Here is a 15,736-nt window from a genome sequence, read left to right as displayed (position 1 = left end):
CCGCGCGAAGACTAAGTTCGCCTCATGCGTCAGACCTTTGATGAAACCACCGATCCGTCCTTCGGCCCGAAGCACGTTCCGCTGATCCGCGCCGCCATGAAGGCGCAAGGGTTGGACGGCTTCCTGGTGCCCCACGAGGACGAACACCAGAATGAATACCTGCCCGAAGCCAACGATCGCCTCGGCTGGGCGACCGGCTTCACCGGCTCGGCCGGAGCCGCGGTGATACTGGCCGACAAGGCAGCGATTTTTGTCGATGGTCGCTACACCTTGCAGGTCCGCGATCAGGTCGACGCTGGGGTCTTCGAGATCCGCGATCTCGTCGATGGCGGCGTGCCGGCCTATCTGGAGACCGCCACCGCCAAAGGCCAACTGATCGGCTACGACCCGCGCCTGCACTCGCCGGACGCACTGGAGCGCCTGAAGGTGGCCGCCGCCAAGGCCGGAGCCGCCCTGAAGCCGGTCGAGGCCAATCCGCTGGACGAGGCCTGGGGTGCAGCGCGCCCGGCGCAACCCACCGCCCCGGTGACGCCGCATCCGCTGGAGTACGCCGGCGAGGAGTCGGCCGCCAAGCGGGCGCGTATCGGCCAGGCCCTGGCCGGCAAGAACGCCGAGGCCACGGTGCTGACCGCCCCGTCGTCCATCGCCTGGCTGTTCAATGTCCGCGGCGGCGACGTCATCCGCTCGCCTCTGCCGCTCGGCCAGGCGATCCTGAACCAAGACGGCACGGCGCGACTGTTCCTCGATCCCGTGAAGGTGTCGCCCGAGCTGCGCGCTTGGCTCGGCAACGAAGTGCGCCTCGAGACGCCCGACGATCTACCGACCGCCCTGGCCGAGCTCAAGGGCAAGCGGGTGCTGGTCGATCCGGGCCAATCGTCGGCCTGGTATTTCGACACCCTGGCCAACGCCGGCGCCGAGGTCGTGCGCGGCGAAGACCCGTGCGCCCTGCCCCGCGCCTGCAAGAACCCGGTCGAGATCGCCGGGACGCGCGAGGCCCATGCCCGCGACGGCGTCGCCGTGACCCGTTTCCTGCACTGGGTCGCCACCGAAGGCCAAAGCCGCACGATCGATGAGGTCGAGGTGGTCACCCGCCTGGAGGGCTTCCGCCAGGACACCGGGGCGCTGAAGGACCTGTCCTTCGACACCATCGCCGGCGCGGCGTCGAACGGCGCCATCGTCCACTATCGGCCGACCACGCGGCTCAACAAGCAAACGCAACAGGGTTCACTGCTGCTGGTCGACTCGGGCGCGCAGTATCTCGACGGCACCACCGATATCACCCGCACGGTGGCCATCGGCGAGCCGAGCCAGGAGATGTGCGAGCGCTTCACCCTGGTGCTGAAGGGCCATCTGGCCCTCGCGGCGATCCGCTTCCCCGCCGGCACCACCGGCTCGGCGCTGGACGCCTTGGCGCGCGCGCCGCTGTGGAACGTCGGCCTCGACTACGACCACGGCACCGGCCACGGCGTTGGATCGTACCTCGGCGTGCACGAAGGCCCGCAGAGGATTTCCAAGCTACCGAACTTCGTCGCCTTGCGGCCGGGGATGATCGTCTCCAACGAGCCGGGCTACTACAAGGAAGGCGCCTACGGCATCCGGATCGAGAACCTTCAGTTCGTGACCGAGCCGGCCCCGATCCCGGGCGGCGAGCGCGAGATGCTGGGCTTCGAGACCCTGACCCTGGCTCCCATGGACCGTCGCCTGATCGTCGTCGAAATGCTGTCGGCGAGCGAGCGCGCCCAGATGGACGCCTATCACGCGCGCGTGCTGAAGGTGGTCGGTCCGCGGATCGAGCAGCCGGACGTCCGCGCCTGGCTGGAAGCCGTCTGCGCGCCGCTCTGAGGGTCTAGGGCGGGGGCTACTCCCCCGCCATCTTCAGGATCGTCTCCCATTCCGCGTCGCTGACCGGCGAAACAGACAGCCGGCCCTGGCGCAGCATCGGCATGTCCGACAGCGCGGGATTGGCCTTCATCTCCGCCAGGGTGACGGACGTTTTCAGCTTTCGCACGGGCGTCAGCTCGACCGCGACGAACTTGCCGGTCGGGTCGCTGGCGTCGGGGAAGGCTTCCTTGGCGACCTGGGCGATCGCCACCACCTCCTTGCCCTCCTGGGAGTGGTAGAAGAACACCTGGTCGCCGACTTTCATCGACTTGAGGTGCGAAGCGGCCGCGAAATTGCGCACCCCGTCCCAGATGGTGCACCCGTCCCGCTCGAGATCGGCGTAGGAATAGGTGTCCGGTTCGGACTTCACGAGCCAGTGCGACGCCACGACGATCCTCCTTGTGTCTGGTCCAAGGTTGGGGACTGAAGGCCCCCGCGGCAAGTCCGGCCGGCGCCTAGCCGCCGACCAGAGCCAGCCACTCGTCCTCGGTCATCACCTGGATGCCGAGGTCGGTGGCCGTCTTCAGCTTCGAGCCCGCGCCCGGTCCGGCCACCACCAGGTCGGTCTTCTTCGACACCGATCCGGAGACCTTGGCGCCGAGGCCCTCGGCCTGCGCCTTGGCCTCGTCGCGGGTCATCTTCTCCAGGCTGCCCGTGAAGACGATGGTCTTGCCGGCGACGGCGGTGTCGGTCTTCGGACGCTCGGCCGCGATCACCTCGTCGAGCTGGCCGCGCAGAGCCTCGACCTTGGCGCGGTTGTGCGGCTCGGCGAAGAACTGAGCGATCATCCGCGCGGCGACGGGGCCGACGGCGTCGACGCCGGACAGCTCGCGGAACTCTTCACCCGGTTCCTCGTCGGCGGCTTGACGAGCCACACGAACGATCGTGTCCCAGTCGCCGAACCGCTCTATCAGGGCAGAGCGGGCGCGCGCGTTGAGCTTCGGCACGGCCAGTTGCAGGCGCTTGTCGAGGGAGGCGTCCTCCGGCACCAGCAGCGCCAATTGTTGGCCGCCGAAGTCCAGCAGCGCGCGCACGGCCGTCGGCCCCAGGCCGTCGAGCTCCAAAAGCGCGGCGTAATTCTCGCCGCCGACCTGCCCAGCCGCCGCCTGGGCGATTTGGACGAAGTGCTCGTAGGTCTCGAAGTGGCGCGCCAGGGCCAGCGACGTCGTCTCGCCGACATGGCGGATGCCGAGCCCGAATATGAAGCGGTCCAGCGGTATCCGTCGCTTGGCGTTGATCGCCGCGACCAGATTGCTGATCGAGGTCTCCCCGTAGCCCTCGGTCGTCCGCAGCTCGGCGAGCTTCTCCTCGTCGCGGGCCAGGCGATAGATGTCGGCGGGCTCCTTGACCCAGCCGCGCTCGAAGAAAGCCGTCAGCTGCTTCTCGCCCAGGCCTTCGATGTCGTAGGCTCGGCGCGATACGAAGTGGCGCAGGTGCTCAATCCGCTGGAACGGACAGGCGAACTCGCCCGAGCATCGGCGCACGACGGTCTCGGCGCCGGCCGCCGTCGTCTCCTTGACGATCGGCGTCCGCAGGTCGCACGGGCACACGGTCGGAAACTCGTAGGGAACCGCGTCGGCAGGTCGCTCCTCAGGCACGTAGCCGAGTATCTGCGGGATCACGTCGCCGGCGCGCTGCAGGATCACCGTATCGCCGATACGTACATCCTTGCGCGCGATCTCGTCGGCGTTGTGAAGAGTGGCGTTGACGACGACGACGCCGCCGACCGTCACCGGATGCAGCCGCGCCACCGGCGTGATGGCGCCAGTGCGGCCGACCTGTATGTCGATGGCTTCCAGGATCGTGCGCGCCTGCTGGGCGGGAAACTTGCGGGCGATCGCCCAGCGCGGCGTGCGGGTGATGAAGCCTAGGCGTTGCTGCCAGTCCAGGCGATCGACCTTGTAGACGACGCCGTCGATGTCGTAGCCGAGCTTGGGCCGCACGGCCTCCATGTCGGCATAGGCGTCCAGCAGCCCCTGCCCGCTGATCACGCGCTGGCTCTGCGGCGTCGTCTGGAAGCCCCAGGCCTTGAGCTTGGCCAGCGCTTCCCACTGGGTCTGGGCGAACGACTCGCTTAGCAGCCCCCAGGCATAGGCGAAGAACTTTAGCGGCCGGGTGGCTGTGATCTTTGGATCGATCTGGCGTAGCGATCCGGCCGCCGAGTTGCGCGGGTTGGCGTAGGTCTTCAGGCCCGCCGCCTCGTTGGCGGCGTTGAGCGCAGCGAATTCCTCGTGGCCGAGATAGACCTCGCCCCGGATCTCGATGACGTCGGGCCAGCCCTCGCCGGCCAGCCGCTTGGGAATGTCGGCGATGGTGCGCAGGTTCTCGGTGACGTCCTCGCCGACCCGCCCGTCGCCGCGCGTCGCGCCCTGGACGAAGACGCCCTTCTCGTAGCGCAGCGAAGCCGACAGGCCGTCGATCTTGGGCTCGGCCGTGTAGCCGACCTCTTCCGAACCCGAGAGCCGCAGGAACCGGCGGATGCGCGCGTCGAACTCCAGCGCGTCCTCATTGGAGAACGCGTTGTCGAGGCTGAGCATGGGCACGCCGTGCTCGACGGGCGAGAACTGCTCGGCTCGCGCGGCCCCGATTCGAGTCGAAGGCGAGTTCTCGCGGATCAGATGCGGGAACGCCGCCTCCAGCGCGGTGTTACGGCGCTTGAGCTCGTCATACTCCGCGTCCGAGATCGTCGGCGCGTCCTGCTGGTGATAGGCGATGTCGTGGCGCGCGATCTCATCGGCGAGCGCGGTCAGTTCCTCGACGGCTTCGGCCTCGGTGAGGTCGGCGGGGAGTTTGGGGGCGTCAGGCATCCATCAGCGCCCTGGCCGCGGCGCGGGCGGCGTCGGTGATCTGTGCCCCGGCCAGCATGCGGGCGATCTCCTCCTCGCGGTCGGCGAGCGACAGGGTCTCGACGGCGGTGCGGATCCGCTCGGCGTCGCCGCTCTTGGATATCCGCCAATGAGCGTCGCCGCGTGCGGCCACCTGCGGGCTGTGGGTGACCACCAGCACCTGGGCGTCGCCGGCCAGCCTCTTGAGCCGCAGGCCGACGGCGTCGGCGACCGCACCGCCCACGCCCTGATCGACTTCGTCAAAGATCATCAACGGCTGCGGCCCCTCGGCGCGGCCAGCCAGCGAAGCTTTCAGGGCCAGAGCAAAGCGCGCCAGCTCGCCGCCGGAGGCGATGGCCCCCAGGTCGCCGAACGGCGCGCCCGGATTGGTCGCGACTTCGAAGGCGACGCGATCCAGTCCGTTCGGACCGGCGCGATCCTCGCCCAGCGGTTCGACGGCGACCCGGAAGCGGGCCTTGTCCAGTTTCAACGGGCCGAGTTCGCCCATCACCGCCGCCGCCAGCCGTTCGCCCGCCGCGCGACGGGCCGCGGTGAGCTTGCCCGCCGCAGCCAGATAGGTCGCGCGGGCCGCCGCCACCGCGGCCTCGGCGGCCTTCAGGTCGTCTTCCGACGACTCCATGGCCTGCAGCCGTTCAGCAAAGCGCACGCGCAGCAGCGGCAGCTCCTCGACGCTGACCTGCAGCTTGCGGGCCATGCCGCGCAGCTCGAACAGCCGCTCCTCAGTCTTTTCCAGCTGATCGGGGCGGAAGTCGAACGCGTCGGCCGCCGCGTCGACGGCCGCCTCGGCTTCCTGCGCCTCGCTGAAAACGCGGTCGATGGCCGCACTTGCGGCGGTCAGGCGCTCCACGGCGGCCGAATCCTCGGCCGCGCCTGCGGCGATCGCGCGGGCGCGGGCGTGCTCGACCGCACGGACGGCCTGGGCCAGGCGCGGGCCGAGGCCTTCGAAGGCGGCGCGCGCCTCGGTGATGTCGCTGAGGGCCTTCTCCGACGCCCCCAAGATCGCCCGCTCTTCAGCCAGGGCCGGCTCCTCGCCCTCGCGCGGGTCGAGCCGGTCCAGCTCGGCCAGACGGACGGTCAATTCCTCGGACTCCTCGGCCGACCGCGCGACGATATCGCGCAGCTCCTCCGCCCGGTTGCGCGCGCCGCGCCAGTCCGACCAGGTCCGGTTCACTGCGGTCGCCAGCGGCCCCAGAGAGCCGTAGGCGTCCAGCAGCGAGCGATGCTTGCGTGCGTCGAGCAGGCCGACGGTTTCGTGCTGGCCGTGCACCTCCAGCAGAATCTCTCCCAGTTCGCGCAGCACCGTGGCGCTGGTCGCCTGGTCGTTGACGAAGGCCCGGCTGCGGCCGTCGGCGCTGAGCGTTCGACGCAGCACCAAGTCTTCGCTGCGGTCGTAGGAGATGCCTTTGTCTTCCAGCAGGTCCCAAACCGGATGATCGGGCGCCGGTGCGAACACCGCCGACACCGCCGCCTGGGCCGCGCCCTGGCGCACGAGCCCGGCGTCTGCGCGCGCGCCTACGGCGAGGCCCAGGCTGTCGAGAATGATCGACTTGCCCGCCCCTGTTTCACCAGTCAGCGCCGTCAGCCCCGGGCCAATGGACAGGTCCAAGGCCTCGATGAGCACGACGTCGCGGATCCAAAGTCCGATCAGCATGGCCGCAAGATCGCCCGGAATCAGCCGGTTCGGAAGACGCTTAAGTTCGCTTTAGGTTCTAATTATCGCCGCCGAGGCCGGGGATGCGCGAGAGTAGGCCACGGCGCCTAGCTGGCTCGGCCGGCGCAGGCGTTTCGTTTGACGCCGTCGGCGGGGTTTCCAGGGCGGGCGGCGGCTCGGCGGCCGGAACCTCGGCGGGCGCAGCATCAGCGGCGGGCGGCCGGATGGTCGCATCCTTGTCCTTCACGAACGGCAGTCGCGAGACAAGGCTCGGCTTCTTCGACTGGGCCGGCTCGACCGCCGGGCGCAGGCCCTTGTCGGTCAGCAGGTTGTAGGCGTCGCGATACCAGACGTCGCCCGGATAGTTGTAGCCGAGCACCGCGCCGTTTCGCTTGGCCTCTTCGGCCAGGCCGAGTGTCAGATAGGCTTCGACCAGGCGATAGAGCGCCTCCGGCGTGTGGCTGGTGGTCTGATAGCGTTCGATGACCGTCTTGAAGCGGCCGATCGCCGCCAGAGTGTCGCCCTGGCGCAGATACCAGCGGCCGATGGTCATTTCCTTGCCGGCGAGCTGGTCGTTGACCATGTCGATCTTCAAGCGTGCGTCAGCCGCGTACTCGGTGCGCGGATAGCGCTGAACGACCTCGTTCAGGTTCGCCAGGGCCTGGCCGGTGGCGGCCTGGTCCCGGCCCACGTCGACGATCTGCTCGAAGTAGCAGATGGCCTTCAGATAGTGAGCGTAGGCGGCGGCCGGATTGCCCGGATAAAGCGAGATGAAGCGGTCGGCGTCGCCGATGGCCTCGGCGTAGTCGTTGCCCTGATAGTGCGCGTAGGCGGTCATCAGGATCGCGCGGCGCGACCACTCCGAATAAGGGTGCTGACGTTCAACCTCGCCAAAGTACTGGACGGCCTGATTCCACAGGCCGCGGTCGAGACGGTCCGCGCCCGTGGCGTAGAGCAGCTCTACGGGCCGCTCCTCATAAGCCAGGCGGGGCTTCTCCTTCTTGCCGGCGCAAGAGGCCAGGGCGAGAGCGGCGCAGCCGACGATGAGAGCCGTGCGAGTCCGGTTATTGCGAAGCAAGGACACCTTCACCTCAAAAGGAACGACGCGCGCCCCCGCGCCGCGAGTCCCCGCTTCTACAGCATGGAATGCAGGGCGCAAATGCGGCGGAGTGCAATGACGCAGCTAACCAGTCGTCATGGTCGCATGGCGCCGCTCGCAGGCCATGGCGGTTCAACCCCAGCAATGAGCAAACGCGCGCCCCGAGCGGCGCGGCGGCCTGCCGAATTCAAAGCCGTTAGACCGCTTGGGCCAGCTCCGGCGCCAGGGTCCGATAGCGCCACGACTGGGGCGCGGCGAGCAATGCGCGGACCAACTGATTGTTCAGGCCGTGTCCTGCCAGAACGCCTTCGAAGCGGCCGAGGATCGGCGCGCCAAGCACATAGAGGTCGCCAATAGCGTCCAGCGCCTTATGACGCACGAACTCGTCCGGACGGCGCAGGCCTTCCGGATTGAGGATGCGGTCGCCCTCGATGACCACCGCGTTCTCCATCGAACCGCCGCGGGCCAGGCCGATCGAGCGCAGATACTCGACCTCGTGCAGGAAACCGAAGGTCCGGCAGTCGGCCAACTCGTCGCGGAACGCCTGCTCGTCCATGACCAGGTCCACGGCCTGACGGCCAATGGCGGCGGACGGGAAACGGATCTCGAAGGCGACTTCGAACTGGTCCGAAGGGGTCAGACTGGCGCGCTTGTCGCCGTCGATGAACTCGATCGGTTCTAGAATTTCGATATAGGTGCGCAGCGCGTCCTGCTGGCGGCGGCCGGCGCGGTCGAGGATCTGTACGAACGGCAGCGACGAGCCGTCCATGATCGGCATTTCCGGCCCATCGAGCTCGACGATCGCGTTGTCGACGCCCAGCATGACCAGGGCGGCCATCAGATGCTCGATGGTCGAGACCGACACGCCGGCGGCGTTTTCGATCACGGTGCCCAGTTGGGTCTTTGTGACCGCCTCGCCGGTGGCAGGGACGCGGTTGTCACGGTCGGTGAGGTCGGTACGGACGAAGACGATGCCCGAATTGGTCGGGGCGGGGCGGACGGCGACACGCGTATAGGCGCCCGTGTGGACGCCGACGCCGGCGAAGATCGCCGGACCCTGCAGGGTGTGCTGAAACTCTTGTGCGCGCAAAACTCGCCGCCTTCCTCGTTCGGGCACACGGCCAGATGGCCGCATAACGCCCCAACTGTCAGGTAAGGGTTATGCCGCGCCGCAGCAAAACACTTCCTGTTTCGCAATGTTTCGATTTGGGACGGTTAAGAAACCCTTAGGATTCAAAGGGAAGAGCCCCCCTCTCGCCCGTCGATGCCCCCGAAATTGGCGCGCCTCCAGGTTGGACGCAAGGACGTTCGGCGACCGATGGAGGCCACGCCGTGACGGCCTCGCCTAGGCCTCCGCGGCGCGGAGCTGGGTCTGGTCACTTCGAGGCCTTCCACGGCCGCGGCATGGCCGCTCAGGCCGTCGCCAGTTGGAGCGCCCTGCCCGACCTGCGCGAACTGACGCTGTTCTACAGCACCTCGGCGACGAACCACGCCTCGCAGCGTGTCGCCACCAACTTGGGCCTGTCTTTCATCGGCCCGACCTCGGAGATTCCTGGAACCTGAAACGAAAAACGGCCGGACTCGCGTCCGGCCGTTCATCGATCTGATCGATCAGCCTAGTTGGCCAGGCGCCGCAGGAAGGACGGGATCTCCAGGTCTTCCTGGCTGTCGAACTGGGCTTCCTGGGCCGGTTGCTCGGCGGGCAGCGCACCGCCGCGGCTCACCGGCGCCTGCTGGCGCGTCGGTTGCGGGGCCGGCTGCTCATAGCGCGGACGGCTGCCAAAGAGGCTGAGGAACCCGCCGCGTTGCGGACGGCGCTCCTCGTAGGTCGGCTCGGCGAACAGCGGCTCTTCCTCGAACTCCTCGACCGCCGGGTCGATGATCTTGGTCATCGGGCGGGCGACCTGCGGCTCGGGAGCCGCGGCGACCACCGGGGCCGGAGCCGGCGCGGGCGCCGGAGCGCTGTAGAGATCGCCCTGCTCTTCTTCTTCGAACACGGCCTTGATCGGCTCAGGAGACGGGATCGGCGCAGGCGCCGGAGCCGGCGCGGCGGCGACAGGCGTCACGGTCGGCGTCGGCGGCACATAGGCGGCCGGCTCCGGATAACGCGGCGCCGGGCGGTCGGCGAAGCTCGGCGGCGAGGGACGTTCGTAAGTCGGCGTCGCGCGCATCACTGGCTCGGTCACCGGCGCCGGACGCGTGGTCTCGGCGCGCAGCGGCGGCGCGGCGAGCGGCTTGCGCTCGACCTTCGGCTCGATGGCGGCCATCGAGGCGCCGTCCATGCCGGTCGCGACGACCGACACGCGGATCATGCCGTCCAGGGTCGGATCGAAAGCGGCGCCGAAGATGATGTTCGCCTCGGCGTCGACCTGTTCGGAGATGGCGTTGGCCGCTTCATCGACCTCCAGAAGGGTCATGTCGAGACCGCCGGTCACGTTGACCAGCACGGCCTTGGCGCCCTTCAGCGAGACTTCGTCCAGCAGCGGGTTGGCGATGGCGTTCTGGGCCGCCATCAGGGCGCGATCTTCGCCGGTCGCCTCGCCGGTGCCCATCATCGCCTTGCCCATCTCGGTCATGACCGTGCGGACGTCGGCGAAGTCGAGGTTGATCAGGCCCGGCAGCACCATCAGGTCGGTGATCGAACGCACGCCCGAGTGCAGGACCTGGTCGGCCATGCCAAAGGCTTCGGCGAAGGTGGTCCGCTCGTTGGCGACGCGGAAGAGGTTCTGATTCGGGATGACGATCAGGGTGTCGACGTAGCGCTGCAGTTCGCCGATGCCGGCGTCGGCCAGACGCATGCGGTGGCGGCCTTCGAAGTGGAAGGGCTTGGTCACGACGCCGACGGTCAGGATGCCGCGCTCACGCGCGCACTTGGCGATGATCGGGGCCGCCCCGGTGCCGGTGCCGCCGCCCATGCCGGCGGTGATGAAGATCATGTGGGCGCCGTCGAGGTGCTCGCCGATCTCCGGGATCGACTCCTCGGCAGCGCTCATCCCGACTTCCGGATGAGCCCCGGCGCCGAGGCCCTGCGTCACCGTCACGCCGAGCTGGATGCGGCGGTCGGTCTTGGCGAAGGCCAGTTGCTGTGCGTCGGTGTTGGCCACGACGAACTCGACGCCCTCGAGATGCGCCTCGATCATGTTGTTGACGGCGTTGCCCCCGGCGCCACCGACGCCGAACACAACGATCCGCGGCTTCAGTTCGGTCGCGCGCGGCGCGGAAAGTGCGATAGCCATTGGGACCCTGTGTCCTCCGTACCGTGGTCAAGGGAACTGAAGGCGACCCGCCCGCCCGGTTCCCGCGACGGCTGGCGTTAAGGAAGCGCCCACCATCGTTAATTGGCGGTTAACTGCATAAGGCGAGTCGGAGGCGCGTGAAGGCGCGTGAAGCCGCATCCACAACAAAATTTCTTGCTGTGTAAGGCTTGAGCGTTAACCACGCCGCGGCGGCGGTCTTGGCTTCAGGCGTTTATCGAACGCTGTGCGCTAAGCTGCTCTGCGAACAGGGCTTTGCACTCTGAGCGAGCATGCCCAGGGCACAATTCATCTTCGTGGCGAAGCTTAAATCGCTCCGCCTAGAGATTTTCCCGCAACCACGCGGCGGCCTTGGCCACCGGATTGGCGCGGGGGTCTAGCGGCTCGCGGCGCAGCTTTGCGCTGGCCAGGGCCTTGGCCGAGACCGCTTCGCGCGGGCCGAATGCGGCGCGCTGCAGCACCCCGGCGGCGGCGCAGAAAGCCGGCCCGGAAGCGGCGTCCGCCAGATGCGGCACCCGACGCGGGCGGCCCAAACGGACCGGACGGTCGAACACCCGCACGGCGACTTCACGGACGCCGGCCAGCTGGCTGGCGCCGCCGGTAAGGACCAAACCGGCGCCGGCCTCGACCGGCGCGCCTGACGCCTTCAGACGGTCGCGAAGCAGTTCGAGCGTCTCTTCCACCCGCGGGGCGATGATGCCCTTGAGCAACGAGCGCGGCGCGATGACCGGCCCCGCGCCCGGATCGTCGCCGCGCGGCGGCGCTTCGATCATCTCGCGGTCCTCGTTGGCCGAGGCTATGGCCGACCCGTGCAGGGTCTTGATGCGTTCGGCGCCGGCGACCGAAGTCGACAGGCCGCGGGCGATGTCGGCGGTGACGTGGCTGCCGCCGACCGGAAGGGTTTCGACGTGGATCAGGCTGCCGCCGGCGAACACCGCGGCCGAGGTCGACCCTCCGCCCATGTCGATGCAGACTGCGCCCAGATCCATCTCGTCCTCTTCCAGCGCTGCGAGCGCAGAGGCGAACGGCGCGGCGACCACGCCCTCGAACTGCAGGTGAGCGCGTTCGACGCAGGCGCCGAGGGTCTGGTAGACGGCCTCACTGACCGTGACGACCAGCAGCTCGACACCCAGCGAACGGCCGAACATGGCCCGTGGATCGCGGATGGCGGCCTGGCCGTCGACGCTCCAGGCGACCGGCAGGATGTGGGCGGCGCGGCGGCCCGGAATCTTGATCTGACCCAGCGCCTGCTGGATGGCCCGGACAAGGTCGCCGTCCGAAATCGGGCGGGCGCCGATGGAGACGCGACCGGCGATGCGGTGGCTGGTCAGCTGGCCGCCGGCTGTGGCGACGGTGACGCCCTGCACCTGCACCCCGGCGACGTTCTCAGCCCGTTCGACCGCTTGGGCGATCGCATCCGAGGCCTCGTCGAGATTGATGATCGCCCCGCCCCGCACGCCGCGCGACTGCACGTAGCCGACGCCGGCCGCGGTCAGGGTGCGGTCGCCGCGGCGCACGCCGTCGGGCTTCATGATGAAGCAGGTGACCTTGGACGCGCCAAGGTCCACGGCCGCCACCACAGGTTGGCGGCTGAGCGCGGCCTTCAGGCCCTCGCGGCTTTCCTTGCGTTCCTCAACCCGGGTCGACAAGTCCGTACGTCCTTCCTTCAATCTCACGCGCCGTTGGCGACCAGTTGGCCCGGCAGCACGCCGTCGCGCGGGCGCACGGCCACCACGGTCGGATCGCGCAGGTCGATCCGCTCGAAGCCCAGTTCCAGAATGCGCGAGCGCTGATCGAGCTGTTCGAGCTGGATCAGGGCCGCGCCCTCGTCGACCGCCGGCAGTTGCACCAGCGATCCATCCTTCATTCTCAGGTCCCAGCGACGACCGTCGACGCGCACGAGCGCCTCGGTGCGCTCGGCCAGCCGCGGCCGGGCCGCGACTTCCGGCAGGATCGCCGCAGCGGCCTCGTTCGCCCCCGCGCCCACGATCAGCGGCAGGGTCGCAAAGCGGCCGGGATCGGCCTCGGGGATCACCCGGCCGGTCTCGTCGATGACGTAGCTTCGGCCGCCGTTCTGCCAGACCGCCAGTTGGCGGCGCTCGACCACGGCGAGCACGAGGGTGTCGGGCAGAAGGCGCACGACCCGCGCTTCCTTGACCCAGCCCACCGCTTCAACCCGCTGGCGGATGGCCTCGAGGTCCATGCCGACGACCGGCTCGTCCTGGTAGACCGCGGCGGCGCGCAGGATGTCGGCGGCCGCCATCTCTGACGCACCCTCGACATGGATCGCCTTCAACTTGAAGCCAAGCGCGGCGAGCTGGCCGCCGACCGCCGAGCCCATCGAGGCGCTCAGCTTCTCGCCTCGGTGGCCGGTCACCATGGTCACGGTCAGTGCGATGGTGACCACGCCGGCGGCCGCGATCAGAGCATGCCACGGCGACAGCCCGACGCCGCGGGCCGCGCCCAACTTGCCGGGCGCATAAGCCGCCCCCGGCTTTCTGGCGCGGGGCGCGGACTTGGAGCTAGCGGGCGTTTTGGCCCGGGGCTTCGCTTGAGCTCGCGACTCCCCCCGCATCGCCGCGGGCATACGCATCCTCCGTGATCCAAAGCACTAGACGTTCGAAATCCACCCCCTTGTGAGCCGCCTGCTCGGGCGCGAGCGAGGTAGGCGTCATGCCGGGCTGGGTGTTGACCTCCAGAAGGACCAGAATGTCGTTAATGTCGTCATAACGAAGATCGGACCGGGTAACTCCCCGGCAACCAAGGGCGGCATGCGCCAGCTCGGACAATTCCAACGCCTTTTCAAAGGCATGCTTCGGAATTTCGGCCGGGACGACGTGCACGGAACCGCCCGCGGCGTACTTGGCTTCGTAATCGTAAAATTCAGTTTGCGGGATGATGTCGGTAACGCTCAAAGCCTTGCCGTCCATGACGGCCACGGCCAGTTCCCGGCCGCGGATATAGGGTTCGATCATGACCTCCTCGCCGAAGGTCCATTGTGGCGAGACGAGTTCCTGCGGCGGGCGATTCGCACCCTCGCGGACGATGAACACCCCCACCGACGAACCTTCGGCGTTCGGCTTGATCACATAAGGCGGCGCCATCACGTGATCCGCCGCCGCGACGTGGCGGTTGAAGAGCCCACCGCCCGGCACGGTGACGCCCGCAGCAGCCATAACCGCCTTGGCCTTGGCCTTGTCCATCGCCAGCGCCGAAGCAAGCACGCCCGAGTGGGTATACGGGACTTGCAGGGTCTCTAGGATGCCCTGGACGCAACCGTCTTCGCCCCACTCCCCGTGCAGAGCGTTGAAAACCACGTCAGGCTTCAGCGCCGTCAGCACCTGGGCCAGATCGCGGCCAGCGTCGACATAGCTCACCTTGGCGCCCAGGCGTTCGAGCGCCGCGCCGCACTCCTTGCCCGACGACAGGCTGACCTCGCGTTCGGAAGAAAGGCCGCCAAGCAGCAGGGCGACATGGTGTCCGGATAGGGGAAGGCTCACTGGCTCACGCTCGCAGTCTTGCGGAAGTCGATATCGCTGTCCGCAACGGTGTAAACGAAGGCGGCCCAGACGGCCACGTTCTGGGCGAGTTCCTTGGGATCGACCTTGTCCAGCGTGTCGTCTGCAGAATGGTGCAGGTCGAAGTAGCGACCAGCGTCCTGCTGCAACTCCACGACCGGCGTCCCGAGCCGCTTAAGGCCGGCTACATCAGCGCCGCCGTCCTGGGCCGGATCGCGCGAGATGATCACCCGCAGCGGGTTCACGGCTGCGGCGAAGGCCTTCATGGCGGGATGGTCCAGGCTGCCAGCGGGCAGCTTGGCGTTGAAGATCTCGCCCGCGCCCAGGTCGCTCTCGCCAGCGACGATCATGTTCGGAACCTCGGCTTTGTTGGCCTCGGCATAGGCACCGCCCGAACCGCCCTGCTCTTCGGCTCCCCACATCACCACGCGCACCGTGCGGCGGGGGCGCTGCGGTAGGTCCGAGATCAGCTTGGCCGCCGCCGTGGTGACGCCGATGCCGGCCGCATCGTCTACGGCGCCGGTGCCGGCGTCCCAGGAATCGAGGTGCCCGCCGATGACGATGACCTCTTCCGGCTTCTCGCGTCCGCGGATCTCGCCGACCACGTTGTAGGCCGGCGCCTTGGCGCGATAGGTCGAGGCCATGGCAAGCTTGATCCGGACCGGCTTGCCGCGCGCGACCATACGCTCCAGCAGTTCGGCGTCGGGCGGCGACAGCGCCGCCATTGGAATGCCCGACATCGCCGCGCCACCGCCGTGCGGCAACCGCGTGTCGTCGGTCGAGATCGAACGCACCAGATAAGCGACCGCCCCGCGCTTGGCCGCCTCGACGCCGCCGGAACGGGCGCGCACGGCGCCGGCGTAGCCACGGATGTCCTGGGTGCGGCGCATAGGTTCGGTGACCACGGCGATCTTGCCCTTCAGCGCCCCGGGCGGCTGGGCCAGCAATTCATCATAGCTGCGGAAGAGCGCGATCTCGGCCTCCAGCCCGCCAGCCGGCGTCGCCGCCGAGCGGCCCAGCCCCAAAATCTGCAGCTTCTGTGGGAACGGCGCGACGACCTCGGCGGACTCCGCGCCACGCAGCCAGGACTCCGTCTCGAAGGTCTCGACGTGGACGTTCTCGAACCCCAGGGCCTTCAGCTTGGCCACGCCCCAGTCGCGGGCGCGGTCCATGGCGGGCGATCCTTGCGGGCGCGCCCCCACCTCGGTCGTCAGCGACTCTGTGACGTCCCAGGCGGTTGTGTCCGCTAGGGCGCGGTCTCTGATCGCCACAGCGGCGGCGGCGAGGTCGGTGGCGAAGGCGGTGTTGGCCGAGACCAGGGTGGCGGCGGCGGCCGCGAGCAAAGCAATACGCATGCGCCGCCGGTGCCTTTCGCAGGGAGTGCTGTCAAGCCAAGTGCCGCTCGGCCGCAGGCACCGGCCCACCCGCGGCATCGCCCGCACCCGGGCGACTCAACTCGCGATCGCGCCGATCTACTTCCGCAAGTG

At 68.6% G+C, this 15,736-nt stretch carries 11 protein-coding genes and 1 pseudogene; 2 read left to right on the top strand and 10 right to left on the bottom strand.

Annotated features, from left to right (window positions below; translation table 11 throughout):
• The first annotated feature begins 24 nt into the window (after positions 1 to 24).
• Entirely contained in the window at positions 25 to 1,842 is a 1,818-nt protein-coding gene (locus GGQ61_RS00485; RefSeq protein ID WP_183769414.1) for an aminopeptidase P family protein, read from the top strand.
• 16 nt (positions 1,843 to 1,858) lie between these two features.
• Here GGQ61_RS00485 and GGQ61_RS00480 read toward each other — a convergent pair whose 3' ends face one another.
• The 5 genes and pseudogenes from GGQ61_RS00480 to lpxC form a co-directional block, all read right to left on the bottom strand.
• Positions 1,859 to 2,269, bottom strand: a complete 411-nt coding sequence (locus GGQ61_RS00480; RefSeq protein WP_343055963.1) for an EVE domain-containing protein — start codon at positions 2,267 to 2,269, stop codon at positions 1,859 to 1,861.
• 67 nt (positions 2,270 to 2,336) lie between these two features.
• On the bottom strand, positions 2,337 to 4,688 hold the full coding sequence (ligA, locus tag GGQ61_RS00475) for an NAD-dependent DNA ligase LigA (protein ID WP_183769413.1): 2,352 nt from the start codon (positions 4,686 to 4,688) through the stop codon (positions 2,337 to 2,339).
• Positions 4,681 to 6,378: a DNA repair protein RecN gene (gene recN / locus GGQ61_RS00470; RefSeq protein ID WP_183769412.1), complete on the bottom strand. Its 1,698-nt coding sequence runs from the start codon at positions 6,376 to 6,378 to the stop codon at positions 4,681 to 4,683. The genes ligA and recN overlap by 8 nt, the downstream gene beginning before the upstream one ends.
• A 214-nt stretch (positions 6,379 to 6,592) precedes the next feature.
• Positions 6,593 to 7,468 (bottom strand): annotated as a pseudogene (locus tag GGQ61_RS00465) (outer membrane protein assembly factor BamD); the annotation flags it as partial.
• 205 nt (positions 7,469 to 7,673) lie between these two features.
• Positions 7,674 to 8,612 carry a UDP-3-O-acyl-N-acetylglucosamine deacetylase gene (gene lpxC / locus GGQ61_RS00460; protein WP_183769410.1) on the bottom strand — a complete coding sequence of 313 codons (939 nt, stop codon included), beginning with the start codon at positions 8,610 to 8,612 and terminating at the stop codon, positions 7,674 to 7,676.
• A gap of 197 nt (positions 8,613 to 8,809) precedes the next feature.
• Here lpxC and GGQ61_RS00455 point away from each other — a divergent pair, with 197 nt between their 5' ends.
• Entirely contained in the window at positions 8,810 to 9,040 is a 231-nt protein-coding gene (locus tag GGQ61_RS00455) for a GNAT family N-acetyltransferase (RefSeq protein ID WP_221220799.1), read from the top strand.
• A 53-nt stretch (positions 9,041 to 9,093) separates the two neighbouring features.
• Here GGQ61_RS00455 and ftsZ read toward each other — a convergent pair whose 3' ends face one another.
• From ftsZ to GGQ61_RS00430, 5 genes are all read right to left on the bottom strand, one after another.
• Positions 9,094 to 10,713 (bottom strand): cell division protein FtsZ, encoded by a 1,620-nt coding sequence (gene ftsZ, locus GGQ61_RS00450; RefSeq protein ID WP_183769408.1) that lies wholly within the window; start codon positions 10,711 to 10,713, stop codon positions 9,094 to 9,096.
• A 338-nt stretch (positions 10,714 to 11,051) separates the two neighbouring features.
• Positions 11,052 to 12,380, bottom strand: a complete 1,329-nt coding sequence (gene ftsA / locus GGQ61_RS00445) for a cell division protein FtsA (RefSeq protein WP_183769407.1) — start codon at positions 12,378 to 12,380, stop codon at positions 11,052 to 11,054.
• Positions 12,381 to 12,403: 23 nt separating this feature from the next.
• Positions 12,404 to 13,318: a cell division protein FtsQ/DivIB gene (locus GGQ61_RS00440; RefSeq protein WP_183770538.1), complete on the bottom strand. Its 915-nt coding sequence runs from the start codon at positions 13,316 to 13,318 to the stop codon at positions 12,404 to 12,406.
• Positions 13,254 to 14,231: a D-alanine--D-alanine ligase gene (locus tag GGQ61_RS00435; RefSeq protein ID WP_183769406.1), complete on the bottom strand. Its 978-nt coding sequence runs from the start codon at positions 14,229 to 14,231 to the stop codon at positions 13,254 to 13,256. Before GGQ61_RS00435 ends, GGQ61_RS00440 begins: the two co-directional genes overlap by 65 nt.
• Positions 14,228 to 15,604 carry a M20/M25/M40 family metallo-hydrolase gene (locus GGQ61_RS00430; protein WP_183769405.1) on the bottom strand — a complete coding sequence of 459 codons (1,377 nt, stop codon included), beginning with the start codon at positions 15,602 to 15,604 and terminating at the stop codon, positions 14,228 to 14,230. The genes GGQ61_RS00435 and GGQ61_RS00430 overlap by 4 nt, the downstream gene beginning before the upstream one ends.
• Between the last annotated feature and the right edge of the window lie 132 nt (positions 15,605 to 15,736).

Origin of the sequence: Phenylobacterium haematophilum (assembly GCF_014196295.1) — a bacterium.
Taxonomy (GTDB): domain Bacteria; phylum Pseudomonadota; class Alphaproteobacteria; order Caulobacterales; family Caulobacteraceae; genus Phenylobacterium; species Phenylobacterium haematophilum.
The sequence above is the reverse complement of the archived record's forward strand: the minus strand, read 5'-3'. Positions and strand labels throughout refer to the sequence as shown.